Below are 24,845 nucleotides of genomic sequence, written 5' to 3' on the forward strand. Positions count from 1 at the left end.
CGCACCAGCCGCCAACGAGTCCCAGATGCGCCCGGCCCCCGGCCGGCTGCAGGCGGCGGTGCGCGACGCCGAGCCGCTGCTGGCGATCGAGGGGCTGCGGGTCGGGATCGGTACCGGAACCCGCCCCGTCATCGACGGCCTCGACCTCGAGATCAGGCGCGGCGAGGTCGTGGCGCTCGTCGGTGAATCCGGTTCGGGCAAGAGCCTCACCGCCCTGTCGGTGCTGCGGCTGCTGCCGACTGCGGCTTCGATCACCAGCGGCTCGGTCCGCTTCGGTGGCAACGATGTCGGCGCGATGCGGCCGGCCGCCCTCAATGCGCTGCGCGGCGGCCGCATCGGCATGATCTTCCAGCAGCCGCTCGCCATGCTCGACCCGACCTGCCGCGTCGGCGATCAGGTCGCCGAAAGCCTGCGTATCCATCGCGGCCTCAGCCGCGAGGCCGCGATGGAGCGGGTGGTCGCGCTCTTCCGCGAGGTCGGCATTCCCGCGCCGGAGACGCGGCTGCGTTGCTACGCGCATGAGCTCTCGGGCGGCATGGCGCAGCGCGTGATGATCGCGGCCGCGCTCAGCGCCGATCCCGATCTGCTCATCGCCGACGAGCCGACGACGGCGCTCGACGTCACCGTCCAGGCCCAGATCCTGCGCCTGCTCGACGAGCAGCGCCGGAAGCGCGACATGGCGGTGCTCCTGATCACGCATGATCTTGCCGTGGTGGCCGCGCTCTCGGAGCGGGTTGCGGTGATGTATGCCGGCCGCCTCGTCGAGGAAGGGCCGACGCGCGAGGTCCTGAATGCACCGCGCCATCCCTACACCAAGGCGCTGATCCGCTGCTCCCTGTTGCAGCGGGATGAAACCGGCGCGCTGATCTCGATCCCCGGCGGCGCGGCCTCGGCGCGCGACATCGCCTGCGGCTGCCGCTTCCAGCCTCGCTGCAGCGTCGCGGCGACGTCCGAGCATGCTCATGCCTGCTGCAGCGCCGAGCCGAACCTGGAATGCTGCAGCGGCCAGCACAAGGCGCGCTGCTGGAGCGTCAACGCTGCTCCCACGCTGCCGGCCGTGGAGCACAGGGCATGAGCGTGACATCGCTTGCCCATGCCGCGCTGAATCCTGCCGCGCTGAACCCTGCCTCACCGAACGGGATCGAGGTTCCGCTCCGGGAGCCTGCGCCCTTCGTGGTCGTGGACGATCTCGTGAAGACCTACCCGGTTGCCGGCTGGGGTCCGGGCGGGCGGCGCGTGGTCAATTCGGTCGATCATGTCTCCCTGTCGATTCCCGAGGGCGAAGTGCTCGGCCTCGTCGGTGAATCCGGTTGCGGCAAGAGCACGATCGCCCGGCTGCTGGTCCGGATGACCAGCGCCGACAGCGGCTCGATCAGGATCGCCGGCAAGGATGTGGCGCGGCTGCGCGGCCATGACCTGCTCGATTTCAGGAAGCAGGCGCAGCTCGTCTTCCAGGATCCGTTCGGCGCGCTCGATCCGCGCATGCGGCTCGGCCATAGCCTCGATGCGCCCTTGAGCGCGCATGGCATGGGCGATCGCGGCCAGCGCCGCGCCATCGTGCTGGAGATGCTGCGCGAGGTCGGGCTCGATGAGAGCTTCTACGACCGCGTGCCCGGGGAATGTTCTGGCGGGCAGCTCCAGCGCGTCGTGATCGCGCGCGCGCTGATCCTGAAGCCGCGCTTTCTGGTCTGTGACGAGCCGACCTCGGCGCTCGATGCCTCGATGCGGACGCAGATCCTGAACCTGCTGCTCGATCTCAGGAAACGCTTCTCGCTGACCCTGCTGATGATCTCGCATGACCTGCGGGTCGTGCGCTATCTCTGCGACCGGATCGCGGTGATGTATCTCGGACAGATCGTCGAGATGGCGCCGCGCGACGAGCTCTTCGAGCGGCCCCGCCACCCCTACACCAAGGCCCTGATCGCGGCCTCGATGCTGGAGGAGAACGGGCTTTATGGCGCGGCCGCGCTGGGCGGGGAGCCGCCGAGCCCGATCAACCCGCCGCATGGCTGTCGCTTCCACGGGCGCTGCCCCCAGGCCGAGCCGCTGTGCCACGCACAGCCGCCAGAGCTGGCTCCGCTCGGGGACGGCGCCCTGGTGCGCTGCCATATCGCACAGCGCGAGGTCGCGTCCGCTTCCTGACGGGATGATCTGAACCTTAAACGCATCAGTGGGAGCGTCTTGGACGCTCCCACTGATGCGTTGTGTCGCTCAACCTGGCGTCGCTCAGCCTGCCTTTGGCTGGGTGGCCGGGGCGCTCTGCGCGGCCGGAGCGTGTTGCTGCGCCTGCAGCCCGGTCCAGCCGTGATAGCCGGTATAAAGCCCGACGAGGACGATCAGCGCGCTGGAGAAATACGGCGCGCGGCTGGCCACCGCGGAGAGCCAGCTCACCCGCTTCGTCGCCTGCCGGACGCTGATGGCGGCGACCGCTCCGACCGTGACCAGCGTGATCGCGAGCCCGATCGAGAAGCACAGCACGAGAACCGCACCGAGCGTGAACTGCTTGATCTGGACGCAGAGCAGCAGGACCGTGATCGCGGCCGGGCAGGGGATCAGGCCCCCGGTCAGGCCGAACATCACGATCTGCCAGGTCGTCACCTCGCGATTGGTGAAGCGCTTGCGGATGTCGTTGGCGTGGGAGAGCTCATGCGCGTCCATATAGCCGTCGGTGGCGACGGCGAGGCCCTTCTCCTGGCTGTGCAGGGCATCGGTGCCCGCTATGCCCTGGAGGAACGAGACGTCGTAATCATGCTCGTGGTCGCCATGGTCGAGGCTGAGCCGCACCATGAAATCATAGGGTTCGGCGATCGTCTCGGCCGATTCCATATAGCCGTCGCGGTCGAGGAAGCTGAAGACCTGGCTCGTGCCGTCAGGGCGCTCGGTGGTGATCTTGATGTATTCGCCGGCCCATTTGTCGCCGCTGATGACGGTCAGGCGGAAATGCGCCGGCTTTTCCGGCGGGATCTCCAGCGACATGAAGCCGTGGCCGGTATCGACGCGATGCGACAGCGCGGTCTTGGCCTTGTTCTTCTCATAGGCTTCGACCTCGCGCGCATACTGCTTGGCGCGCTGCTGGTCCTGCCAGGTTCGCCAGAACATCCAGGAGGCGATACCGATGATGATGACCGCCGAGGCGAGCTGGAAATAGGGCTCCGTGGTCTCGGGATCGAGGCCCTTGAAGATGTACATGCCTCCCAGCGCCACCCCCCAGACGACCAGCGTATGCGAGAAGGTGGCCGCGAGCCCGAGCAGCACGGCCTGGAACACGGTGCCGCGCACGGCGACGATGAAAGCCGCCATCATCGTCTTGGAATGGCCGGGCTCGAGGCCGTGAAGCGCACCGAGCAGGATCGCGCTCGGGATGAACAGCCAGGCATTGCCGGCCCCCTGGGCCAGCAGTTCGGTGAATGACGGCACGACAGTGCTCCTCAGATCCGGACATTTGGCTGGGCCGCCGCACCGGCCGGTCCAACCGGCTCTGGTCGAGGGCGCTTTGCCTCCTGTCCTCGTCTTCTCGATCCCGGGGAGGCGCCTGGACTTGTGCCGGCGCTTGCCCGATCAAGCTGGTGTGTTCGACAAGCTCTTGTCGAAATGGGTTGTGGCCTCGTCGCTCGCGATCTCGGCATAACCGCGGCCTCGCCAGAAGCCGATCGTCGCCGCAGTGTCGGCGTTGGCGTGCAAATAGAGGGTCGCAAAGCCCAGGCGCCTGGCTTCGGCTTCAGCGAGCGTGTTGAGCCAGCGTCCGATCTGGCGGCCGCGCTGGTCCTTGCGGATATAGACGCGGACGAGCTGCGTGACCTGTTCCGGGTCAGGATACCGCGCGGCGAGAGCTGCGGCCAGCTTTGGCTTCCATGTCAGGCAATACAGGCCGGCTGCCGCCACGAGCGACCCGTCCGGGGCGCTCAAGGTCCAGAATGCGCCACGGTTGCGCGCACTGAACCAGGATTGCTCCGGCCCCAGCGTCAGCGAGTCGAGATCGGCATGCCAGTCGGCCCGATAATCGAAGCCGTAGAATTCCTTGATCACGTCGAGGCAGAACTGGCGCGCGGCCTTATGCTGCTCGCCGGAATCGTCGGGCAGCAAAGCGAGCGTCAAGCCATGAGGAGCATCGGCCATCGACATCAATCCAACTCCAGCCGTACCAGCGAGGGCGCTGGCCTTTCGACAGGGCTCGTAAGGGCCAGAATTCAGCTTCCACTTGCCAGCCGTTGTGATTGGCTATAACCCCTCCAGGGGGATAGGATCAAGATGAAAAACGAACCGCACGAGAAAATCCACCATCACCGCCATCCGGAGATCATCACCCGGTTGAAGCGGGCCGAGGGTCATCTGCGCTCGACGATCGAGATGGTGGTGAATGTGCGCTCATGCCTGGAGATCGCGCAGCAACTGCAGGCGGTCGAGAACGCCGTCGCCAATGCGCGCAAGATCCTGATCCAGGAGCATATCGACCACTGCCTGGAAGAGGCGGCCGGCCACATCCCCACAGATGCGCGCGAGCTCCTGAAGGAGTTCAAGGCGGTCACGAAATTCCTCTGACGCCCAGATTCTTCTGACGCCCAAGATTCCTCCGACGCCGCTGGCGCGGAGCGATAGCCAAGCCGGCGGGATGGGCCTGCCGGCGCGAGTGAAGCGGAGACCGAACATGTCGCAGCCAGCATCGATCCATATGGGCCACGGTCAGATGGTGGACATCGTCGCGCGCGATGCCGGCCAATGGGAAATCGTCTTCAGCGAGGCCGGCGTGCCCGATTACAAGGCGCCGCCGCTGAACGAGGTCGAGGTCGATGCGATCGACACCCAGGGCCGGATTCATCCGCTTGCCATCTCGGCCAGCGGAAGCGTCTCCTCCGTGCTCGCCAGCGGCCATGTCGAAGGCGCCTATCGCGTCCGCATGCGCGTCGTTCACGGCACGCATTTCCATACCCGCGAATCGCTTCTGCCGGGCGCGGCAGTGCTGCCGCCTAAACTTGGCTCGCGCGGGGGCGCGCTGGTTGCGCTCGACGGTGGACTCGAGGCCGAGGTCAAGCGCCTGGACGAGACGCGCTGGGAGATCAGCTTCCTGAAAGGCGGGGCCGTCGTCGCACCGCCGCCGGCCGAGAGCGTGGTCGTGCAGGCGATCGGCCCGCGCGCCGAGGACTACCAGATCCGTAACCTCGCGACCGAGCCGGGTGAAATGCCTTCGACCCTGATCGCCGGCGGCAAGATCAAGGACGCCACGCATGCGCGCCTGACCATCAAGAGCGAGGTCGGCGAGCAGATCCGCGGTTTCCCGATCGTCAGCGCAGCCTGAGAGTCTGGCCGATAACGATGCCGCTGTTTTCAAAAGCTTGAACATCAAGAAAAAACGCGCCGTCATCCCGGGCGACCGCAGGGAGACCCGGGATCCATGCCGGAACCTCACTCGCAAGCGCTCCGGAATGGATCCCTGATCTCCGCGGAGTTTATCCTTGGGCCGATCGAAGATCGGACCCGGGGGTGGCGTCCGGGATGACGGCGCGTTTCAACACGAAATTCCAACCGACTGAAATCCTTGCTCCAGGCTCTGAGGCGGCGAAACCGCGACTGCGCATTCGCCTGCGGCATCTCCGCACAAGGCTGGCGAGAGGCCCTTGACCTTCCCATTATGGGAAGGAGCATATCTCTCGCCAGATGAGTCTGGAGTGACGTCATGTCGACTGACACGGTTCTGAAAACGACGGCCGGGCGCAGCATGCAGCTCGACATTCCTGTCGGCGGCATGAGCTGCGCCTCCTGTGTCGGCCGGGTCGAGCGCGCGGTCGCGGCCGTGGAGGGCGTGGAGTCGGTCGCGGTCAATCTCGCGACCGAACGCGCCCATGTCGTCCTGTCGTCAGTGAAGGTTGATCCCGCGGCCATCGGCGCGGCCATTCGCAAGGCCGGTTACGAGCCCTCCGAGAGCACGGTCGAACTGAGCGTCGCCGGCATGAGCTGCGCCTCCTGCGTCGGCCGGGTCGAGAAGGCGCTGAAGGCGGTGCCCGGCGTTCTCGATGCGAATGTCAATCTGGCGACCGAACGGGCTTCCGTGCGCGTTCTGGGGGGAGCTGACATCGCGTCGCGACTCGCGGCTGCGGCGACGGCGGCCGGCTATGCCGCCGAGCCCATCCAGGCCGGCATCGACATGGCCGATCGCGAGCGCCAGGCACGCGAGGTCGAGCAGACGAGCTTGCGTCGTGCCGTCATCGCGGCGGCCATCGCCACCGTGCCATTGCTCGTCTTTGAAATGGGGATGCATCTCTCGGAGACGCTGCATCATGTCCTGGCGGGGAAGGTCGGCGAGTTCAACATCAAGGTGATCTCGTTCCTGCTCGCGAGCTTCGTGCAGTTCGGCCCGGGCCTGCGCTTCCTGCGCAAGGGCTGGCCGGCGCTGCTGCGCGGCGCGCCCGACATGAATTCGCTGGTGATGCTGGGCACCAGCGCAGCCTATCTCTATTCGACAGTGGCGACCTTCGCGCCGGACTGGTTGCCTGACGGCACCGACTACACCTATTTCGAGGCCGGAGCGGTCATCGTCACGCTGATCCTGACCGGGCGCTGGTTCGAGGCGCGCGCCAAGGGCCAGACCAGCGAGGCCATTCGTCGCTTGATGTCGCTGCAGGCGAAATCCGCCCGCGTGCTGCGCGACGGCGCCGAGATCGATGTCGCGATCGAGACCGTGGTGCCCGGCGACATCGTCATCGTGCGGCCGGGCGAACGTATCCCGGTCGATGGCGAGGTCCTCGAAGGCCTCTCCTATGTCGATGAGGCGATGATCACCGGCGAGCCGATCCCGGCACGCAAGGAGCCGGGCGCGACTGTTACCGGCGGCACCGTGAACGGAACCGGCGCATTCCGCTTCGCTGCCCGCAAGGTCGGTGCCGACACGCTGCTCGCCCAGATCGTGCGCACGGTCGAGGCGGCGCAGGGCTCGAAGCTGCCGATCCAGGCGCTCGTCGACAAGGTGACGATGTGGTTCGTGCCCGCCGTCATCGCGCTGGCGCTGCTGACCTTCGCCGCCTGGCTGGTTTTCGGTCCAAGCCCCGCCTTCGCCTTCGCGCTGGTCAACGCGGTTGCGGTCCTGATCATCGCTTGCCCCTGCGCGATGGGACTGGCGACGCCGACCTCGATCATGGTCGGCACCGGCAAGGGGGCGGAGCTGGGCATCCTGTTCCGCCAGGGCGAGGCGCTGCAATCGCTGAAGGATGCCAGGATCGTGGCGCTGGACAAGACCGGCACGCTGACCAAGGGGCGGCCCGAATTGACCGACATTTCGGTCGCGCCGGGCTTCGCGGAGGACGAGGTGCTGCGTCTGGTCGCCTCGGTCGAGGCGCGCTCCGAGCATCCGGTCGCCGAGGCCATCGTCGCGGCGGCCCGTTTGCGCGGGTTCGAGCTGGCGGAGCCGGCGGAGTTCGCTGCCGAGCCTGGATTCGGCGTCAAGGCCAAGGTCGAGGGCCGGGCGATCGAGGTCGGCGCCGACCGCCTGATGCGCCGCCTGGGCCTGGATCTCGCAGCCTTTGCCGATCAGGCCGGGCGATTGGCCGCTGCCGGCAAGACGCCGCTCTATGCCGCGATCGACGGCAAGCTCGCCGCGATCATCGCCGTCGCCGATCCGATCAAGGAGACCACGCCCGCGGCCATTGCCGCGCTGCACGCACTTGGCCTGCGCGTCGTGATGATCACCGGCGACAACAAGGGCACGGCCAACGCCATCGCCGCGCGGCTCGGCATCGACGAGGTCGTGGCGGAGGTTCTGCCGACGGGCAAGTCCGAGGTCGTCAAGACCCTTCAGGCCGGCGGCGTCAAGGTCGCCTTCGTCGGCGACGGCATCAATGACGCGCCTGCCTTGGCACAGGCCGATGTCGGCCTCGCCATCGGCACCGGCACCGATATCGCCATCGAGAGCGCCGATGTCGTCTTGATGTCGGGCGATCTCAACGGCGTCGCCAAGGCGATCGCGTTGTCGCAGGCGACGATCGCCAATATCCGCCAGAATCTGGCCTGGGCCTTCGGCTACAACATCGTGCTGATCCCGGTCGCGGCGGGTGCGCTCTATCCGGCCTTCGGCATCCTGATGTCGCCGATGTTTGCAGGCCTCGCCATGGCGCTGTCGAGCGTCAGCGTGCTGACCAATGCGCTGCGGCTCAGGCGCTTCGGCGGTGTCGCAGCCACGGCCTCGGCACGCAGCCCCGCAGCAAAGCTCGCGCCGGCCGAGTGACGCTTAAGGTTTGGATCGCAAGGAGACGGGCCATGAACATCGGACAAGCCGCCAAGGCCTCGAATGTGACCGCCAAGATGATCCGCTACTATGAGAGCATCGGGCTGATCACCGCGCCGGTCCGCACCCAGGCCAATTACCGCGTCTATGCCAATGACGACGTCCATGCGCTGCGCTTCGTCAAGCGGGCGCGGAATCTGGGCTTCTCGATCGAGGAGGTGCGCGAATTGCTGGCGCTCTGGCGCGACAAGAGCCGCGCCAGCGCCGATGTGAAAAGCGTCGCGATGAGGCATGTCCAGGATCTCGAAACCAAGATCTCCGAGCTCCAGGCGATGGCGCGCACGCTCTCGCATCTCGCCCGGACCTGCCATGGCGATGGACGGCCGGACTGCCCGATCCTGGCCGATCTCGCCGACCCGGCCGCGTCGCTCGCGCCAGTGCCCGGCAAGCCCAGGCGCAAGGCGCGGCATGAAGCTGACTGCGCCTGCCATGAGGATGCGGCGCTGCCTGCCTAGCGACTGGTTTGGCAATCTCCGCGAGCCCTCATCCCGGGCTCATGCCCGACTGCCCGAGCGCGCCCGTGCGCTGCGGTGTTTCGACCGGGCGCGGGGAACCCCTCTCCCGGATGGGAGAGGGGCAGGGGTGAGGGTGTGCCCTCTCAGTAGAAGGTGCTGCGGCTCAGTCCCGCTCCAGCAATCAGCGGCAGGCCCTCATCCCTGCCCTTCTCCCATACGGGAGAAGGGTTCCCCGCGCTTTTCGCCGTGACCGCGACGCCCTCTTCGCTTCTCCCCGCCCTATTGAAAACGGTGATGCCTGTCTCGCTCATCCCCTGCGGCGTCGGTTCTCGGTTCCGGGCTCGCTCCTTCGGATCGCCCCGGAATGACGGCAGGACCCCAGCCATAAGCCGGGGTCAAAGGCCATTGGTATTACTTCGCCTTTTGGAGCTTCGTGACCGTGATCTGGCCGTTGACCCGGTCGGCGGTGAACATCACCTTCTGGCCGGCTTTCACATCCTTGAGCATGGCGGGATCGGCGGCCTTGAACACCATCGTCATGCTGTCCATGTCGAGATTCTTGATCGGCCCGTGATCAAGCGTGATCTTGCCCTGGGCCGCATCGACCTTCTTGACCGTCGCGCTCACCAGGGCTGAGTCCTGCGCCAGGGCTGCCCCGGCAAGGCCGAGGCTGACGAAGGTGATCGTGAGAAGTCTGCGCATCATGGTCTCCATCGTTGGTTTGGAAACAAGGATCGTCACTTGACGACGACCTTGCCGGTCATGCCCGCCTCGCGGTGGCCGGGGATCAGGCAGGAAAAATCGAACTCGCCGGCCTTGGTGAACTGCCAGACGATCTCGCCGGTCTTCTTTGGCGCGAGGCGCTTGGCGTTCGGGTCGTCATGCTCCATGTCGGGGTTCTTCTGCATCTCGATGGCGTGCTTCAGGTTCTCCTCGAGCGTCGCCAGCACGAGCTCATGGTCGAGTTCGCCATTGTTGCGCAGCTGGAACTTGACCTGCTCGCCGCGCCGCACCTCGATCCTGTCGGGAATGAACTGCATCTTGCCGTCGCGCTCGCCCATCGAGATCTGGATGATGCGGGCCGGCTTCTTCGGGTCGCCGGGCTTGCCATAGGCGGTCTCGTCGCCATGGCCATGGCTGTGGCCGGCCGCGCCCGGCGCGGCGAAGGCCGCTCCAGTCGAGAGCAGCAAGGCCAGAGCGGCCAGTTTCGGTATCGACATCGTCCGCTTCATGCGTTCGCTCCTGTCCGGTGGTTCGGGTCAGTGGTTGGAATGCGGGCTCTTGGCGGCCGGCAGCGGCTTGCCGTCCGGGCCCAGCCTGGGCTTGCGCGGATCCTTGACCCGCCACTCCGTCGGCTCGATCTTCGCGCCGGGAGCGACCTTGGCGCCGGGTGCGACCTGGGCTTTAGGCGGCTGCGCGCGCGGCGCCTCGGTCAGGCCAGCGCCCTTATATTCATAGGCGACGGTGCCTTGTGGGTTCTTGTACGGACCGGGATCCTTGTAGTCGCCCTTCGCCAACCCATCGCGCACCTTTACCACCGAGAACATGCCGCCCATCTCGACCGGGCCGAACTGGGCGAAGCCGGTCATCATCGGCAAGGTGTTGTCGGGCAGCGGCATCTCCATGCCACCCATCTCGCCCATGCCGTTCGAGCCCATCGGCATGTAGCCGGGCGCGATCTTGGCGATCCGCTTGGCGAGATCCTTCTTGCCGACGCCGATATAGGTCTTCACGGAATGGCCCATGGCGTTCATCGTATGGTGCGATTTGTGGCAATGGATCGCCCAGTCGCCGGGCTCGTCGGCGACGAAATCGAAGGCGCGCATCTGGCCGACCGCGCAATCGACCGAGACCTCCGGCCAGGCGGCAGCAGGATCGACCCAGCCGCCATCGGTGCAGGAGACCTTGAACTCGTAGCCATGCATATGGACCGGGTGGTTGGTCATGGTCAGGTTGCCGAAGCGGATGCGGACCTTGTCGTTGAGGCCGACGACGAAGGGATCAATGCCGGGAAAGACCCGGCTGTTCCAGCACCACAGGTTGAAATCGAGCATGGTGTTGACCTTCGGCACGTAAGAGCCGGGCTCGATGTCGAAGGCGTTGAGCAGGAAGACGAAGTCGCGGTCGACCCGGCGGAAGGCCGGGTCTTTCGGATGCACCACGAAGAAGCCCATCATGCCCATCGCCATCTGCACCATCTCGTCGGAATGAGGATGGTACATATAGGTGCCCGAGCGCCTGAGCTCGAACTCGTAGACGAAGGTCTTGCCGGGCGGGATATGCGGCTGCGTCAAACCGCCGACGCCGTCCATGCCGTTGGGCAGGCGCTGGCCGTGCCAATGGATGGTGGTGTTCTCAGGCAGCTTGTTGGTGACGAAGATGCGGACCTTGTCGCCCTCGACCGCCTCGATCGTCGGTCCCGGCGACTGGCCGTTATAGCCCCAGAGGAAGGCCTTCATGCCTGGCGCGAGCTCGCGCTCGACCGGCTCGGCGACGAGATGGAACTCCTTCCAGCCCTCCTGCATGCGCCAGGGCAAGGTCCAGCCGTTCAGCGTCGCGACCGGCTGGTAGTCTGGCCCCGATGTCGGCACGAGCGGCGCTTGCGTCGCAGCCTCCGTCATCGTCGGCGCTTCCGGCACCGAGGCGAAGGCGGTTCGGCCGGAGACGGCGGCCGCGCCCGCGAGCACGAGGCCCGACGAGCCGATGAACCCCCTGCGTGACATTGTGGTCATGTCGATGTCCTCTTGGCGGTCATGTCGATGTCCCTCTCGCTGGCGTCAGTGCGCCGGCGCATCGCCGCCGCCGACTGAGGCGACGACGGCACTACCGCCTGCGCCGACCCCGCCGCCGATGATCGCGTGCTTGAAATCGGTATGGGCGATCCAGACATCGCGCCGGGCGTTGATCGCGGCGATATTGGAGAGGATGCGGCCGCGCGCATCGACGATGAGCTGGGTCACGTCGATCAGCATGCCGTTATACTGCAGCAGCGCCTCGTCCTGGATGATCTTGCGCAAGGGCAGCACGTTGGTCTGGTATTGCCGGGCGATCTCGTGAGAGCCGCGATAGGCGGTATAGGCCTCGCGCGCCTCGGAGCGGACATTGACCGCCTTCTCGGCGAGCTTGTTGGCAGCCTGCATATAAGTTTGCTCGGCCTGGACGACGCGTGACTGGCCGAAATCATAGAGCGGGATCTCGATTTCGAGCTCCAGCGTGCGGCTGCGCTTGGCTTCGCGCTCGATCTCGCCATCGGCCAGGACGCTGCGGCCACGGTCATAGGTGCGTCGACCCAGAAGATCGATATCGTTGACGAAACGGGTCGCCTGCGTCAGGCCGAGCGCCTTGGCGAGGAGATCGAGCTCGGAGCGCGCGACTTGCACGTCGATGCGCTTGCGCAGCGCCTCGGCCTCAACAGCCTTGACGGTCTTCAGCGGCGGCAAGGGCGGCAAGGTGCCGGGCAGCTTGAACTTGAGGTCGTCGCCCCAGAGGCCGAGCTGGCGCACCAGCCGCTCGCGCTCCCGGCGCTGCTGCAGCCTGGCTTGCGCGAGCTGCGCGCCGAGCTCGGCGTCGAAGGCGAATTCGCGCGCCTGGTTGAGCTTGTTGATGCCGCCGGATTCGCCCAGCCGCTTGAACAGCTCGGAGGCCGCGTCGGATGACGCCTTGGCCTCCTGGAAAAAGGCCGCCTGGGCATTGGCTGCCACCGTGCGATAATATTGCCGCCGTGTCTCGGCGGCGAGCTTCAGCACGGCCTCGGCCGCGCGCAATTGGGCCGCGCCGAAGCGATCGCGCGCGATCTCCGCCCGCGCCGGCAAGGTGGCGAGCGCGAGCAGGCTTGCCGCGACCTGGCGCTCGATCTCGATCTCGAACCGGCCCGAAAGCTTGGAGATGCCGAAGCGCGGATTGGGCGGCAGGCTGGCCGCGACCATCTGCGCCTCGGCGATGCCGAGTTCGTTGAAGGCGGCTTGCAGGCCGCGATTGTTGAGCAGCGCGATCTGGACGGCGCTGTCGGCCGTCAACGGCGCCTTCAGCAGCATGTCGACCCGCGCCTTGGCTGTGCCGGCGGAGGCATCGTCGCCGATCTTGACGACATCCTTGTTCAGCTCGGAATAGGCGATTGCCTTCGCCGTCCCGACGCCGCCATCGGGCGAGAAGCTGGCGCAGCCGCCGAGCAGGGCGGCGATGCCGGCCAGTAAGGCGAGGCGGGAGATCCGGTTCGCATGGATGGGGGCAGGCATGGGCAAGGCAGTTCTTGTGCTGGTCATGGCCGCGGACCGACCTGACGGTTGAGCTCACGCCAGTCCTTGGGCTCTGCCGGGCGCAGCGTGGCCGACCCGGCGCCGACGCTCTGATAGGCCAATGCCGGAACGCGGATATCGGGATCGGCCGGTCGCGCCAGATAGCCCGGAATGGGCGCCACCGAGCAGGCGCCGAGCACCAGTCCCAGCGAGGTGATGAGGAGCGGTCCAGAGCAGGATGCGAAAAAGTGGGAACCGGTTTTTCGCATTGATCCTGCTCTCACTCTTAGTTGAGAGACGGATTCAGATTTCGGATGGGGTCACTCTGTGATCCCATCCGAAATCATCCGGCTCTCGGCGCATCGCGGGGCGGCATGTCCTGAGCGTCGATGGCATCTGGGTAGCAACTGGCGCCGGCCCGCGTCCGTTACAAATTGTTGCGATGCCGGCCGCGCATGACGGGCCGAGTAGCGCTATCCTGCAAGTGGAACTGGGGGCTCTTCATCCCCGCAGACGACACGCGAAGCTGATGCGCAGGCAGGGATAGCCGGATTTGGATCAGACACCCGTCACAGCAGTGGCCGACGACCACGGCCATGTCCTCGTGGTGGATGACGACCCGCAGATCCGCCTGCTGGTCGCGCGCTTCCTGCAGCGTCATGGCTATCAGGTGACGGGTGCGCCGGATGGCCGCGTGATGCTCGAAATCCTGGCGCATACGGCGATCGACCTCGTCATTCTCGATCTGATGCTGCCGGGCCGTTCCGGCATCGAATTATGCGGCGATATCCGCGCGACCTCGCAGGTGCCCATCGTGATGCTGACCGCCCGCAGCGAGGAGAGCGACCGCATCCTGGGCCTGGAGGTCGGCGCGGACGACTACGTCACCAAGCCGTTCAGCCCGCGCGAATTGCTGGCGCGGGTGCGCGCCGTGCTGCGTCGGGCCCGGGCGACGCGCAAGGCGGATGCCGGCCAGGTCAGCCAGTTCGTGGCCTTCGATGGCTGGAACGTCGATCTGCGTCGGCGCGAACTGGTCTCGCCTTCGGGCACGCTGGTCGATCTCTCCACAGGCGAATTCGACCTGCTCGTCGTCTTCGTCGAGCATGCCAACCGCGTGCTCTCGCGCGAGGCGCTGATGCAATACGCCAAGGCCAGGGTGAGCGACGATCCTTTCGACCGGACCATCGATGTCCAGATCAGCCGGCTGCGCCGCAAGCTGGAGGCCGACGCCCAGGGCGGCCAATTGATCAAGACGGTCCGGGGCGCGGGCTATGTCTTCACGCCCGATGTCAGGTCGCGCGAAGGGCAGCCGGCGTGAGGAGCATGCTGAAACGGGGCCTGCCCGACACGGTGGCGAGCCGGGCCATCCTGGTCCTCGTCGTGGCGCTGCTGGCTTTTCATCTCGCCGGCTACTGGGCCTATCATATCGGCGTCGAGAGCCATGCGACGCGACAGAGCGCTCGCGGCCTCGCCGAGCGCATCGTTTCGATCAAGCGCGCCATTGCCAGCATTCCGCAGGAGCCCGAGCGCGACCGTGTCGCCCATGATCTGTCGAGCGCGAGCCTCGAAGTGCATTGGAGCAAGGTCAGCCTGGTTCTGGGCACGGCGCCGGCGACCGAGCGCACAAAAGTGATGGAAGCCCGGCTCAAGGAGCTCGTGCCTGATCTCGCGGCCGAATCCTTCCGCCTCGGCTTCGCCGATGACGGCGCGCTCCGCTCGGGCGAGGCCGATGCCTATCGCCATATGATGCTGGTCTCGGTCAGGCTCGAGGACGGCTCCTGGGTGAATTTCTCGTCGACGGCGGGCGCGCCGCAGCATGGCGATGACGGCCTGATGACCGTCATGATCTGCCTCGGCATCGGCATCATCGTCGTCGCCGTGCTGCTGCTGCGCTGGGCGACGCGGCCCTTGCGCGATCTCGCCATCGCAGCCGAGCGCTTCAGCCTCGACCAGACGCCCCAGCCGCTCGATGAATCCGGCCCGGCCGAGGTCCGCCGCGCCGCCCGCGCCTTCAACACCATGCGTGAGCGCATCCAGCGCCTCGTCGCCGAGCGCACCCAGGCGCTCGCCGCCGTCTCGCATGATCTACGCACCCCGATCACGCGTTTGCGCCTGCGCTCCGAACTGCTCGAGGACGAGGCGACGCGCGATCTCGTCGACGCCGACCTTTCCGAGATGGAGGGGATGATCGATTCGACGCTGGAATTCCTGCGCGGCGGCGACTCGAGCGAGGCCGCCCGCCCGATCGACATCGTCTCGGTGCTGGAAACCATCGTCGATGACGAGGCCGATCAGGGCCGCCGGATCACGCTCGATGCACGCGCCCATGGCCGCGTGCTCGGCAGATTGCTCGCGCTGAAGCGGGCCTTCTGGAACATCGTCGGCAATGCGGTGAAATACGGCGACAGCGCCGTCGTCGTGATCGCGGAGACGCCGACACAGTTCTCAATCACGGTCGAGGATGACGGCCCCGGCATTCCCGAGGCGCAGATGGAGCGCGTCTTCCAGCCCTTCGTGCGATTGGAGGAATCGCGCGGCCGCGAAACCGGTGGCTCCGGACTGGGCCTGACGATCGCCCGCGCCGTCATCGCCTCCCATGGCGGCGAGATCGCGCTGGCGAATCGCCGCGAGGGCGGCCTGCGCGTGACGATCACCCTGCCGAAACTGGATGTCTCCGCAGGTCAGCCGACGGATGCGGCGCAGGATCGCTCGGCGCAATCAGAATCCATCGAATCGCGGCCAGCTTGATGCCCGCGGCGGATGCGGAAGTCTTTGTAGGAAATTGGCTGGGGCGGGAGGATACCCAGCTAAAATATACGAACTACATAAGTTATTGATATTACTTCGTATTAGACGCTTGGCGCTCGCTCTTGTGCTATATCAATCGGTCACAGGCGGCAACACCTGTTTTGGCGAGATCGGCTGCGCGACGACCTGACGGCCGAGATCGCTGTGACGTCGCTAATGGCATGTGTGCGAAAACCCAGTCAGTCGCGGTGGTCAAGTCCGCTCTTGATCCGAGACGAAGAAGGAATCGACGATTTCCGAAAGCTCACGGTCACCGACCTCGGCCAGCAGCTGCACTTGGTTGCGGAGCCTCAGGCGAACGATCGCCTCGCGCGTCGCGCCCTCCATCGCTGGTCGACCAAGCCTTCCCGCCGCTCGCAGCCAGCCCTCGGCAAAAGCCCGCGCGACACGGGTATCGCCACCGATTGAAGGGCGCTCGGTGATCTGCACCATCGCGTCCTCCGTGAGCTCGGCTAACATGCCCCATCGCCTTTCTGCGCCGACATCTCGATCGAGAATCCTCCCTCGCATCCACAGCCGCTGGAAAGTGTTGCGAACGCCTCCATGAAATCGCTCAGCTGGGCGGTCGGTGAACCGCCAGACCACCACGTCGGGGGCGATCACAGTTGCAAGAAATGCCCAGACATCATCGCGCAACGCCTCGCCACCAGCTAACTCCGGAAGCTGTGCGAGGTGGATGGATGCGAGCTCATCGAACCGTGCACGACTCGCGCTGCTGCCGCGTTGTGGAAAGCCGCAGCCAATTGCAATTTCAAGAAGGGCCGACCGCAATTCCAAGAGAAATTCCCGTCGGACTGGCGTCCCGCCACTGGCGGCGTAGGTCGTTCCAAGCGGAAAGCTAGCAGGATCCAGATCCGTCTGGGCGGCAGTTCCAAGCGTTGACCCGGCTGATAAACAGGCATCGACGGAGAGACGATCGAGGCGAGGCAATAGCGCTACGCTCATGCGCCTGGTTCCTCTCCGGCAACATCGGCCGCAGCGAGAATCGCCGCATGGAAGGTGGAGGGGCGAAGTTCCATCGCGCTTCTGATAGTCTGTGCATCCTGCCCCGGAAATGCCAGCGTCATCCAAGACAGGACCCGCCCGATGATCGAACCGGGATCGCCGTCGGCTGCGACCTGCTGGAAGTCTGCCTGTCGCAGTGATGTCGAGATGATCTGGATCATGACATCTGCGAGAACGACCTGCAGGGTAGCTCGGTCGCCGGACAAAAGGCGCTCTACAAGATCAGGACGATCGCTGTTCACGAACAGGCGGACGCTACCTCCGAAGTCGCGATGGAGGTTGCCCGGCGTCCAATGAAGAAACCATGGGGCATGGGCCTCCGGGCGTCCCCCGAAGCGCTGAGAGAAGCTGATAGCTTCCATTGGAAATCTAGGCTCTTCACCTTCGAGCCGGAGGTCAATTCGGTCAGCCCAGACCTTGGAGGAAGCTCGAAGCGGAGAGAGCGGATGAGCGTTCGCAGACGTCCGATTCGCAAGGATCTGTGTTTCGACCAACAGGCGCTGGGAGAGCTCGTGTCCCGCAATTCGCTCCTCAAGAACGAGCGTCGCATCGCCGCGGGCAAGTTCATATCTCGACCTTGTGACGATAATTCGGGGAACGTTGCCAGCTCCCGTCCCGATCCGCACTACAAGCACGAGCGTCCGCTCGTTGATCTCCATGCGAAGTTGCGCTGCCGCAATGTCCAAATCGATGGAAATGAGACGTCGAAGCGTCACGTCCCTCGCGCTGTCCCAGTCCGATAGCCATGCGTCGCCGATAGCGACCTCGCGGTCGCCATCCATCAGCATCCAAGGCCGCGCGAGTACAGCGTCGGTTCCGAGGGTGAGAAACGGAAAGGCAACACGGGTCATGCGTTGTCTGCTCCGGAAACCAGCCGCGCACCCAGCGTCACGGCACAGTCGGATGGCATAACGACCGAAACCTCGAACCGGCCGGCCCGTCCACCAATCTCGACTCGCGCGGTCTCGCGGAATAGATCGCCGGCCTCGTCCCGAACCGCGAGCACTGTCGGCCGGGCGATGGACGACACATCGGCTGCAATTCCGCCATCCATCACCAGCGCAGGTTCCAGGAGAAGTACAGTTTGTCCCCCCACTCTCGCCTTGATCTCCAGTTGGAAAACCGCGACGGGCCCGCTTGCGCCTTGTTCCAGCCTCGCGAACACGGGCCTGCTGACACCCAGCGCGCTCCGTGAGCCGCCTCCACCTCCGCCTCCGCCTCCTGAGGCGCGCGCACCCGCACCTTCGCCATCTCCCTCGAGCACGCGGCCTAATAGGCCGGCCACCTTTGCGAAGGATGGTCCCGTCTCTCCTCCGGGACGTGCGGCAGAAACTGGCGTCGCATATTCAGCAGCGGCAATCTTGATCCGGTTTACGGCGATCCGGACGATGCTGCGTTCAACTCGGTCAGCAAGCGCCTCGTGCTGCCAGTCGTCATGCGCAGGCGGCTCGGCCCTTGCGAACGCAGCCTCGACCGTCTCGTCGTTCGAAGCCACGAACACGCCGCCCCACTCGAAGCGATCGTCGGGAAGCTGGTTGCCGGGATAGTAGCGGACCACCAGTTCTACCGGCCGCATCACCGCGATTGCCGCTGAGCGCTCAGGAAACAAGCTGCCCTCGAGACCCGCTGGTGCACGCCGCTCGGCGCGAAGTCCTCTGACGATATTGAGGCGGCCGAGGACGCGGTTTGGACGTTGCGAGCGCACCTCCTCCCCGGCGGTTGGACTGGAGCGCAATCCGCTCATGGCGCGCGCAAACAGGTCGAGCGGAGGAAAATCTTCCGGTCTTGGCAGCGGGTACTCCACGTTCTCGACAAAGATACGAAAATGCATCCTGCGGCTCCGAGGCGTGCATTCCAGCATGCGAGGCCAGAAGAAGAACAGCAGTGATTCCTCTATCAGACGCAGCGCCCGCACCTCGTCTTGATCAACGAACAGCGGGTCGAGGATCATGATAGAGGTGCCCGATCGCGAGGGGTCGCGCACTGGAAAGCCGATATCTTCGGCCAAAGTGGCTGCCTCAGGTCCTTCCAACGGATCGACGAACTCGTCTCCCTTGGCGCCCGCCCCCCACCAGTGCCGTCCAGTGAACCTACGTCGCACGCCTTCGGTATCCTCCGCCGCAAATGACAATCCGAGCTGGGCCGCGATGACCCGCCTCGTTGGCTGGCCGGCGTGGAAGGTCTGGCTGTCGATCAATATCGCAGAGCAGCGGCTGGCCATGTACAGCGATGCCTTGCCGTATCCGTAGGTGCCGCCACTGTGGGTCGTGTTGCGCGGTGAGCCGACGTTGCGCAGAAAATCAACGAAGTCAGAGGGTTCGTCTTCGTTGACCGCCAGATCTGCCCTTGTGGGACCCGCTAGTCCTGTGGTCCCGAAGTCGCAGATCTCCAGAACGCGGGGGCGGGCGGAGGAAAGATACGCCTCCAGAGCTTGCGCGGCAGCATGGTCCAGCGGACGCTGTCCCAGAATGTCGTGCCGCAACACGGCTGCCTGGTCCCGATCAAGCGTGCGAAGCCGGAAATGAACCTCGGCTCCTCCGTCCGAGATGGCCGCATCGCAGCTGTTCTGAACCGCCTCTCGGACCACGGTTTGAACGAGATCAATCGACGGCGCGCCGAGCAGTTTTAGATACCCGTCTGCGGCGAGATTCCCCGAAGCAGAATAGGCCTCGGAATGAAGGATCAGGGGTGATCGAGGCATGCGATCATTTCCCGTACATGCGTTTCGGCCGCGAGGGCATCGAGGCGACTTCCTTCGGCAGCGGCAAGGTCAATGGTATACGAGAGGCTGACAACGCCTTCTGGTACGGCTTCAGCAATAAAACTCTCGGGAACGATCCTCGGAAACGCGGCGTCGACGGCATATTGATGCTCGCCCTCGATGCGGAAGCTGGCCCGGTTCCACGCTCTAGCATCGGGATCGGCGCACCCGAGCGCGGCCAGAAGATCGCGGATCTGCTGTGGATCGGACGCCATCGAGATCGATTCTGCGGCGAGCCTTGATATCGACAGATCGGTTCCCGCAGCCTCCTCGAGCTGAAGTAGATACAGATGTAAAGCGCCCTCCACGGGTGCGACAAGCTGATCTATCGAGGAGATCGTCACCGACCGCCCGGCCACACGCGCCGAGGACTTGACCTCGATTGCGAAGCTGCCGCCTCTGAAGTCATGGCGCTCCATGAGCGGCCCGCGCCACAGCCGCCAAGCGCGCGGATCCAAGTTAAGGAGACGACGTAGCATCACGAGCTCAGCGATGAGGCCTCGCATCTCCTGAGATGTCACCTCGGCCGAAGGTACGATCAGCAGTGACCGGAAGTCGTCAAGCGTCGTCAAGCTGGCCTCGGTCGGCGCGGCCCCGTCCGAAATTCGTCGTATGATCTCGGCACAAACGTCTGCGAAGGCACCGTCGAGCGCAGCATTCAAACAGACAATATCGAGGTAACGGATCGGAGTGCCGTTCAGCAAGTATGTCGACACGCCGATATGAAGCGACTGGTTTGCCGGAATGTCGGCAATCCGCTCGCTCTGGCGCACGGGAAGGAGCAACCGGAGTTCGCCCGCACTGCCAAGCGCGAGCCGCACACGCCCGAAGCCCGTCTCAATGCCAGTATCGATACTGGGTATCTCAAGACCCGTAGACGCTTGGCCACCACGTCGAAGCATGGTCCAGTGATCGAGTGGCGAGTCAGTGGACACGACCTGCCTCGAGTTGCTCCGCGACCTCATCTTCGATGTCTTGGAGATCATCAGCCGAGGGTGCCTCCAGTCTTACGCTGTAGTAGCCGCCAGAGCCTTCGACCGAGCCCGGAAAAACGATCCCGAAGCCAATAAGATCACCGACTGCATCGAGTGCGACCCGCTCGCGGGATCCCGGGCGCGGTGTCGAACGACGGTCGATCGGGTAGAGCAGCAGCAGCGGCGTGTCGCCAACGACGTCGGCACGGGCAGCCTTAAGGCCGCTCCAATCAGAGGATGTCGCCGCATCTCCTTCCTCGACCCAGTCAAACATCACGTCGCGTCGTGACATGAGCGCCTTGATGTCCGCGAAATCTTCGGGGCGCTGCAATCTAGTCCTGTTCGAGAGGCGAAGCGTGCCAAGTCCGCCCAGGGGCGCCGCAGACGGCTCGCCGATCCTAGGTTCGACCACGCCAACATTCCAAGTTCTGCGACTGTCGCCCGATGCATCGATGTAACCCAGCAGAAATTCGTTGGAGAGCTCGCGATGTGATGCCTGAACCGAGTAAGCGCGCAGGAACTGCACGATCAGGCGCCCTGGAACGCCGCGGAACAGCGCGCGATTCGCTTCTGGATCACGCAGTCCGAGATCGATTAGCTGGGTCAAGAGATTCGCAGAAGCCGTCCAGTTTCCGCGAACGACGTTGGGATCGCGGTGGTCAAACCGGATAGTCTGGATGTGCTTGCCAGCATAGCTCATGTCGGTCAGCACTGCTGCTCGCATCTTGCTGGCTGCGGTGATCGCCATTCCAGGAATGGACCGGACCCTGACCGCGAACTCGGTCGGACTTGTCCGGCGGATCCTGTATTCCTCAACGTCGGTCCGTATCTCCGCCTCGACGAGTGCAAGCGATCTGAAGGCCGTGCTGAGCGATTCCGTCATCCAGATGCGCGGCATATCTTCGTATCGCGGTCTGTAGCCGAACCAGCGCCCCATCTGCAGCAGGGTGTCGTACTGGCTTGATGTCCGCAGAAAGTAGCTCACGCAAAGTCCCTCAATCGTCAGGCCGCGGGCTAGGATCGATCCGCCGACGACGATGTAGGTCTTTGCGGGACCGTCATAGTCGATCCGGTCCTCGCTAACCCCATTTTCGACAGGCACGACAAGTGCGTCGAGAACTTCTGGCATGAACGGCATGAGCTGTTCGCCGTTCACCTGGGGGAGGATGCTGAGATCACTTGGGACGCGCGCCTGCTCCGCGTCCCATAGCGCGAGCATCCGTCTCGCCAACGGCGAGTCGGATGCGACGATCTGGTCCGCGTTGACCTCGAGCCATGCCTTGACGAGCGTTGCAAGGCGCTCGTGCATGATCACATAGGCAGAGGTATGGATCAGCATTGACATGTGGTTACCGCCGTCGCCGCGGAACCGACGCGCCGCGCATGATGCGAGGAAGTAGAGCACTGCATCCTCAAGCGAAGACGGCATGCGCGGCTGGAATAGGTCCTTATCTGCTCGGCTCGGCGGCTGCAGATACGTGGCATCAGCCTCCGGAATGTCGCGGATCATGTCGAGCCCTTCTTCCTCCAGTCGCGGCGAGTCGGCATCGACTGGCGGACGACCGAACAAGCGCTCGGTACCGAAATAGCCATCCGGGGTGGGTAGGGCTGTGATGAAGTCCTTGGGATAGAGGTCATCGAGTTGGCTACCGCCAGCCGGGAACGGGTTAATGAGCACGTTCGCAAACGGGGTGGCGGTATATCCCACATAGGAATTTGCAGGGATCCTCCGGAGGATGAGGCGGATCATCTCATTAATCCGCGTCATATCGTATTCGCCGGAGGCCGTGTTAACGCTTGCCTGGTCGCACTCGTCGTCGATGATCAGCACCTTGAGGCGCCGGAGGATGGCAGGCACGGTCCGCTCGATCGTAAGCAGCAATTGCCCGAGAGGGGCCACGTTCTTCTTCACCACGGCGAGGTGGACCGCGCCGGCAGCAGGCATCGGGAAGCCGCCGTTGGGCGGCATTCTGAAGTCACCCTGCTCGTCCTCGCGGGTTAGAAGCTGCCAGCGGTCCCTGAGGCGGTCCACCAGGTCCTTCTGCATCCGTCCTTGCGTCTGCTTGCGCAGCTTGTTTGTTAGGCCCGCGAGAATGATCACCAGATTGTAGCCGGCATCCACCGCCTTTGCGATGACGGCAGTCATATTCGCTGTTTTGCCGGACTGCACATGGCCAATTACAAGCCCGCGGCAAGCGAAGCTTTCTTGGGCTGGCGCTTCGAGCAACGAGACGATCTCGTTGGACGCAGCTCCTATCCGTTCATCGACCGTTGTGGGAGACCAGTCCTTAGAGTCGATCAGATAGGCACGCAGAGCAGGCCAGTGGCGGTCGCCGTCCCCAGGCCCCTGATACCATTGCTGACGGGTGCGAAAGATCGAATTCACACGAAGAATCTCGACCGGCCGGATCGAAGCGCGCATCTGTTCGATGGCTACAGCAAAGTCTGTCTCGTTCTCCTCGGAAAAGCGCCCGAGAAAGGGCTCGAGATCTTGGCGGACGAGCCTTGCGGCGTCGTCGATGTCTGCGGCGGAGGGCAGGCGCGCGCGCAACTGCCGCACGAACGCTTCAACTTGTGTGGTCGATGTCATGCAATCCCCTGCCTTCGAGCCGCTTTAACCCTCGACCGGTTCTGCACCGAGGCGGCAACCCTAGCAAGCAGGAGTGGAACCGCTCAGAACGATACATCCAATAGGGGTATCTCGCGGAATTCGATCAACCGACGCGCGACAGTCTCGTCTCAAGCTTGGGAGCCGCAACATCTGCGCATCTTGCAGTAAGAATGGCAAAAAGCGCCTCTCCAATCCAGCGTGCAAGCAGCGGGGGGACAGCATTCCCCACCTGCACATACTGCTGGGTGCGATTTCCCTTGAAAAGATAATTATCCGGAAAGGTTTGAAGGCGGGCAGCCTCGCGCACTGTCAGGCTGCGACACTGCAGCGGATCGGGATGAATGAAGTAGTGCCCATCCTTCGAGATATGGCTCGTGACGGTTGTCGACGGGCTACCGGAACGCTGAACTCGGAAGCGGTCGGCAAACTTGCCAGAAGTCCAGTTCTCGTGGTCGGGTGCCAGCTCCTCCGGAAAGTCGGCCGCTTTGGGTGAACGCCCTACAACCTCAGCAAATACCGCTGCGAAGAAATATCGAGCCAAGTCACTCGCCATGTGGCCGCGCGTTTCGTGATTAGGCAGATCTGTTAGCTTGGGATCGATCAGCCAATCACGCAGGTCTGCTGGGCATGAGGGCGAGATGCCGGCCCCATGCGCCTTGCGGCACGGGACGTCATTCTGCCTACGAAAAATGTCATCATACGTCGCTGCCCGATCGGCAAACCTTGTCTGAAGATCGTCAGGAAGGTTGGTCTCGAGCTCGGCTACGAAGGCCATGGCAGCCTCGACGATTTCCCGCCATTCTTGACGTCCGTCAATACCTTGGCTCAGGCCGCTGCGCAGCCTTGGCATACCTGTCAACACGTTGCCAACCGTAGCGGTCAGGTTATGTCGGACCATGCGATCTGCAAGCGCGGAGTCCGGGAGGTTGGCGGCCAGATCTGATCGAAGACCCACGACGATCACCCTGTGGCGCGCTTGGGGGACTCCGAAATCCTCGGCACGAACGATGAAGTCGGAGGCACGTGGCTCTCCCAGATCGAGTTGCTTTCGGCTGCGAGGATCGAGAGCAATCAATCGATAGCGTTCGCCGCCGCGCGTTTCTCCGCGCAGGTCGTGGAGAACCTGATCAAATATCCGGCTCTCGCCATCGACGGACGACGAAAGCATCCCCTTGACGTTCTCCATCACGAAAGCAACCGGGCGGAGCCGGTCGAGGATGCGGATGTACTCCTGATAGAGGAAGTGCTTCTCATCCTCGCTGGCGACGTAGCCTTCCTTGCCAAGGTTGCGCGACCGCCCAGCGAGCGAATAGGCTTGGCAGGGAGGTCCACCTATCAGAATGACGTTGCCATCGCTTTGGGAGCGGATGGAGTCCAGTCGGGCATTCAGCCGGAGTTCCGGGTGTTCCTTGCCTAGCTCGAGCTGCCAAGCATCTTCGCAGGCTGCCTTCCACCTCTCCGGATCAAGCGCAGCCCAATCGGGTTCGTCCTTCCCGCTGTTGATGAGATTATAGTAGCTGTCGGGCAGATTGCCGTCGAATTGGCGGAGAAAGCTTCGGAGCCGAAGCGTAGAATATGCTGCCGTTTCCTTCTCGATCGACAGCGCAATCTTGAATGCCCTCTTGCCTTCCGCGCCGGGAACGCTCGAAAATCCCTCCGCCAGCCCCCCTGGCCCTGCAAAGATGTCGACGACCGAATAAGTTGGCAAGAGTCACACGCTTTCG

General features: G+C 64.4%; 21 protein-coding genes. 8 read left to right on the top strand and 13 right to left on the bottom strand.

Annotation, left to right across the window (positions count from 1 at the left end):
• Positions 1 to 25 precede the first annotated feature (25 nt).
• Both BHK69_RS07275 and BHK69_RS07280 read left to right on the top strand, forming a co-directional pair.
• Positions 26 to 1,075, top strand: coding sequence for an ABC transporter ATP-binding protein (locus BHK69_RS07275; RefSeq protein ID WP_069693451.1), 1,050 nt, complete (start codon positions 26 to 28; stop codon positions 1,073 to 1,075).
• Positions 1,072 to 2,142 (top strand): ABC transporter ATP-binding protein, encoded by a 1,071-nt coding sequence (locus BHK69_RS07280; protein ID WP_069689514.1) that lies wholly within the window; start codon positions 1,072 to 1,074, stop codon positions 2,140 to 2,142. Before BHK69_RS07275 ends, BHK69_RS07280 begins: the two co-directional genes overlap by 4 nt.
• An 84-nt stretch (positions 2,143 to 2,226) precedes the next feature.
• On the opposite strand, the gene BHK69_RS07285 is transcribed toward BHK69_RS07280, so the two are convergent.
• Both BHK69_RS07285 and BHK69_RS07290 read right to left on the bottom strand, forming a co-directional pair.
• Positions 2,227 to 3,417, bottom strand: a complete 1,191-nt coding sequence (locus BHK69_RS07285; protein WP_069689515.1) for a nickel/cobalt efflux protein RcnA — start codon at positions 3,415 to 3,417, stop codon at positions 2,227 to 2,229.
• 141 nt (positions 3,418 to 3,558) lie between these two features.
• Positions 3,559 to 4,122, bottom strand: coding sequence for a GNAT family N-acetyltransferase (locus BHK69_RS07290; protein WP_069689516.1), 564 nt, complete (start codon positions 4,120 to 4,122; stop codon positions 3,559 to 3,561).
• A gap of 126 nt (positions 4,123 to 4,248) precedes the next feature.
• Here BHK69_RS07290 and BHK69_RS07295 point away from each other — a divergent pair, with 126 nt between their 5' ends.
• The 4 genes from BHK69_RS07295 to cueR all read left to right on the top strand — a co-directional run bounded on the left by BHK69_RS07295 (position 4,249) and on the right by cueR (position 8,727).
• Positions 4,249 to 4,539 carry a metal-sensing transcriptional repressor gene (locus tag BHK69_RS07295; protein ID WP_069689517.1) on the top strand — a complete coding sequence of 97 codons (291 nt, stop codon included), beginning with the start codon at positions 4,249 to 4,251 and terminating at the stop codon, positions 4,537 to 4,539.
• A gap of 106 nt (positions 4,540 to 4,645) precedes the next feature.
• A complete protein-coding gene (locus BHK69_RS07300; protein WP_069689518.1) occupies positions 4,646 to 5,293 on the top strand; it encodes a hypothetical protein in 648 nt (215 codons plus the stop codon).
• A 378-nt stretch (positions 5,294 to 5,671) separates the two neighbouring features.
• On the top strand, positions 5,672 to 8,212 hold the full coding sequence (locus BHK69_RS07305) for a heavy metal translocating P-type ATPase (RefSeq protein WP_069689519.1): 2,541 nt from the start codon (positions 5,672 to 5,674) through the stop codon (positions 8,210 to 8,212).
• Positions 8,213 to 8,244: 32 nt separating this feature from the next.
• On the top strand, positions 8,245 to 8,727 hold the full coding sequence (cueR, locus tag BHK69_RS07310; RefSeq protein WP_069689520.1) for a Cu(I)-responsive transcriptional regulator: 483 nt from the start codon (positions 8,245 to 8,247) through the stop codon (positions 8,725 to 8,727).
• A gap of 411 nt (positions 8,728 to 9,138) precedes the next feature.
• On the opposite strand, the gene BHK69_RS07315 is transcribed toward cueR, so the two are convergent.
• From BHK69_RS07315 to BHK69_RS07335, 5 genes are read right to left on the bottom strand one after another with little or no spacing between them, the layout of a single operon-like run.
• On the bottom strand, positions 9,139 to 9,432 hold the full coding sequence (locus tag BHK69_RS07315) for a copper-binding protein (protein WP_069693452.1): 294 nt from the start codon (positions 9,430 to 9,432) through the stop codon (positions 9,139 to 9,141).
• Between the two features lie 32 nt (positions 9,433 to 9,464).
• The gene (locus BHK69_RS07320) at positions 9,465 to 9,959 is read right to left on the bottom strand and encodes a cupredoxin domain-containing protein (RefSeq protein ID WP_069689521.1); all 495 of its coding nucleotides are present in this window, start codon (positions 9,957 to 9,959) and stop codon (positions 9,465 to 9,467) included.
• Between the two features lie 27 nt (positions 9,960 to 9,986).
• On the bottom strand, positions 9,987 to 11,459 hold the full coding sequence (locus BHK69_RS07325) for a multicopper oxidase family protein (RefSeq protein ID WP_083269171.1): 1,473 nt from the start codon (positions 11,457 to 11,459) through the stop codon (positions 9,987 to 9,989).
• Positions 11,460 to 11,504: 45 nt separating this feature from the next.
• Positions 11,505 to 12,962 carry a TolC family protein gene (locus BHK69_RS07330; protein WP_069689522.1) on the bottom strand — a complete coding sequence of 486 codons (1,458 nt, stop codon included), beginning with the start codon at positions 12,960 to 12,962 and terminating at the stop codon, positions 11,505 to 11,507.
• A gap of 23 nt (positions 12,963 to 12,985) precedes the next feature.
• Entirely contained in the window at positions 12,986 to 13,231 is a 246-nt protein-coding gene (locus BHK69_RS07335; RefSeq protein ID WP_069689523.1) for a hypothetical protein, read from the bottom strand.
• A gap of 284 nt (positions 13,232 to 13,515) precedes the next feature.
• On the opposite strand from BHK69_RS07335, the gene BHK69_RS07340 reads away from it, so the two are divergent.
• Both BHK69_RS07340 and BHK69_RS07345 read left to right on the top strand, forming a co-directional pair.
• On the top strand, positions 13,516 to 14,280 hold the full coding sequence (locus BHK69_RS07340) for a response regulator (protein WP_244548428.1): 765 nt from the start codon (positions 13,516 to 13,518) through the stop codon (positions 14,278 to 14,280).
• 5 nt (positions 14,281 to 14,285) lie between these two features.
• Positions 14,286 to 15,710: an ATP-binding protein gene (locus tag BHK69_RS07345; protein WP_069689525.1), complete on the top strand. Its 1,425-nt coding sequence runs from the start codon at positions 14,286 to 14,288 to the stop codon at positions 15,708 to 15,710.
• 252 nt (positions 15,711 to 15,962) lie between these two features.
• Here BHK69_RS07345 and BHK69_RS31885 read toward each other — a convergent pair whose 3' ends face one another.
• From BHK69_RS31885 to BHK69_RS07375, 6 genes are all read right to left on the bottom strand, one after another.
• The gene (locus tag BHK69_RS31885) at positions 15,963 to 16,715 is read right to left on the bottom strand and encodes a DUF6339 family protein (RefSeq protein ID WP_158516169.1); all 753 of its coding nucleotides are present in this window, start codon (positions 16,713 to 16,715) and stop codon (positions 15,963 to 15,965) included.
• Positions 16,712 to 17,626, bottom strand: coding sequence for a hypothetical protein (locus tag BHK69_RS07355; RefSeq protein WP_069689527.1), 915 nt, complete (start codon positions 17,624 to 17,626; stop codon positions 16,712 to 16,714). Before BHK69_RS07355 ends, BHK69_RS31885 begins: the two co-directional genes overlap by 4 nt.
• Positions 17,623 to 19,476 carry a hypothetical protein gene (locus tag BHK69_RS07360; RefSeq protein WP_069689528.1) on the bottom strand — a complete coding sequence of 618 codons (1,854 nt, stop codon included), beginning with the start codon at positions 19,474 to 19,476 and terminating at the stop codon, positions 17,623 to 17,625. Before BHK69_RS07360 ends, BHK69_RS07355 begins: the two co-directional genes overlap by 4 nt.
• Positions 19,458 to 20,321 (bottom strand): PD-(D/E)XK motif protein, encoded by an 864-nt coding sequence (locus BHK69_RS07365; protein ID WP_158516170.1) that lies wholly within the window; start codon positions 20,319 to 20,321, stop codon positions 19,458 to 19,460. The genes BHK69_RS07360 and BHK69_RS07365 overlap by 19 nt, the downstream gene beginning before the upstream one ends.
• A 139-nt stretch (positions 20,322 to 20,460) precedes the next feature.
• Entirely contained in the window at positions 20,461 to 23,100 is a 2,640-nt protein-coding gene (locus BHK69_RS07370) for a Z1 domain-containing protein (RefSeq protein WP_069689530.1), read from the bottom strand.
• A gap of 124 nt (positions 23,101 to 23,224) precedes the next feature.
• On the bottom strand, positions 23,225 to 24,829 hold the full coding sequence (locus BHK69_RS07375) for a DNA cytosine methyltransferase (RefSeq protein WP_069689531.1): 1,605 nt from the start codon (positions 24,827 to 24,829) through the stop codon (positions 23,225 to 23,227).
• Positions 24,830 to 24,845 lie beyond the last annotated feature (16 nt).

This window comes from Bosea vaviloviae (genome assembly GCF_001741865.1).
Taxonomy (GTDB): domain Bacteria; phylum Pseudomonadota; class Alphaproteobacteria; order Rhizobiales; family Beijerinckiaceae; genus Allobosea; species Allobosea vaviloviae.

What these genes read in the sequence shown, in the direction of transcription:
- BHK69_RS07325 (WP_083269171.1), bottom strand. Translation starts at nt 11,459, where the DNA reads ATGACCACAATGTCACGCAGGGGGTTCATCGGCTCGTCGGGCCTCGTG.
- BHK69_RS07335 (WP_069689523.1), bottom strand. Translation starts at nt 13,231, where the DNA reads ATGCGAAAAACCGGTTCCCACTTTTTCGCATCCTGCTCTGGACCGCTC.
- BHK69_RS07355 (WP_069689527.1), bottom strand. Translation starts at nt 17,626, where the DNA reads ATGACCCGTGTTGCCTTTCCGTTTCTCACCCTCGGAACCGACGCTGTA.
- BHK69_RS07320 (WP_069689521.1), bottom strand. Translation starts at nt 9,959, where the DNA reads ATGAAGCGGACGATGTCGATACCGAAACTGGCCGCTCTGGCCTTGCTG.
- BHK69_RS07275 (WP_069693451.1), top strand. Translation starts at nt 26, where the DNA reads ATGCGCCCGGCCCCCGGCCGGCTGCAGGCGGCGGTGCGCGACGCCGAG.
- cueR (WP_069689520.1), top strand. Translation starts at nt 8,245, where the DNA reads ATGAACATCGGACAAGCCGCCAAGGCCTCGAATGTGACCGCCAAGATG.
- BHK69_RS07345 (WP_069689525.1), top strand. Translation starts at nt 14,286, where the DNA reads ATGCTGAAACGGGGCCTGCCCGACACGGTGGCGAGCCGGGCCATCCTG.
- BHK69_RS07280 (WP_069689514.1), top strand. Translation starts at nt 1,072, where the DNA reads ATGAGCGTGACATCGCTTGCCCATGCCGCGCTGAATCCTGCCGCGCTG.
- BHK69_RS07360 (WP_069689528.1), bottom strand. Translation starts at nt 19,476, where the DNA reads ATGCCTCGATCACCCCTGATCCTTCATTCCGAGGCCTATTCTGCTTCG.
- BHK69_RS07290 (WP_069689516.1), bottom strand. Translation starts at nt 4,122, where the DNA reads ATGTCGATGGCCGATGCTCCTCATGGCTTGACGCTCGCTTTGCTGCCC.
- BHK69_RS07295 (WP_069689517.1), top strand. Translation starts at nt 4,249, where the DNA reads ATGAAAAACGAACCGCACGAGAAAATCCACCATCACCGCCATCCGGAG.
- BHK69_RS07300 (WP_069689518.1), top strand. Translation starts at nt 4,646, where the DNA reads ATGTCGCAGCCAGCATCGATCCATATGGGCCACGGTCAGATGGTGGAC.
- BHK69_RS31885 (WP_158516169.1), bottom strand. Translation starts at nt 16,715, where the DNA reads ATGAGCGTAGCGCTATTGCCTCGCCTCGATCGTCTCTCCGTCGATGCC.
- BHK69_RS07370 (WP_069689530.1), bottom strand. Translation starts at nt 23,100, where the DNA reads ATGACATCGACCACACAAGTTGAAGCGTTCGTGCGGCAGTTGCGCGCG.
- BHK69_RS07330 (WP_069689522.1), bottom strand. Translation starts at nt 12,962, where the DNA reads ATGCCTGCCCCCATCCATGCGAACCGGATCTCCCGCCTCGCCTTACTG.
- BHK69_RS07305 (WP_069689519.1), top strand. Translation starts at nt 5,672, where the DNA reads ATGTCGACTGACACGGTTCTGAAAACGACGGCCGGGCGCAGCATGCAG.
- BHK69_RS07315 (WP_069693452.1), bottom strand. Translation starts at nt 9,432, where the DNA reads ATGATGCGCAGACTTCTCACGATCACCTTCGTCAGCCTCGGCCTTGCC.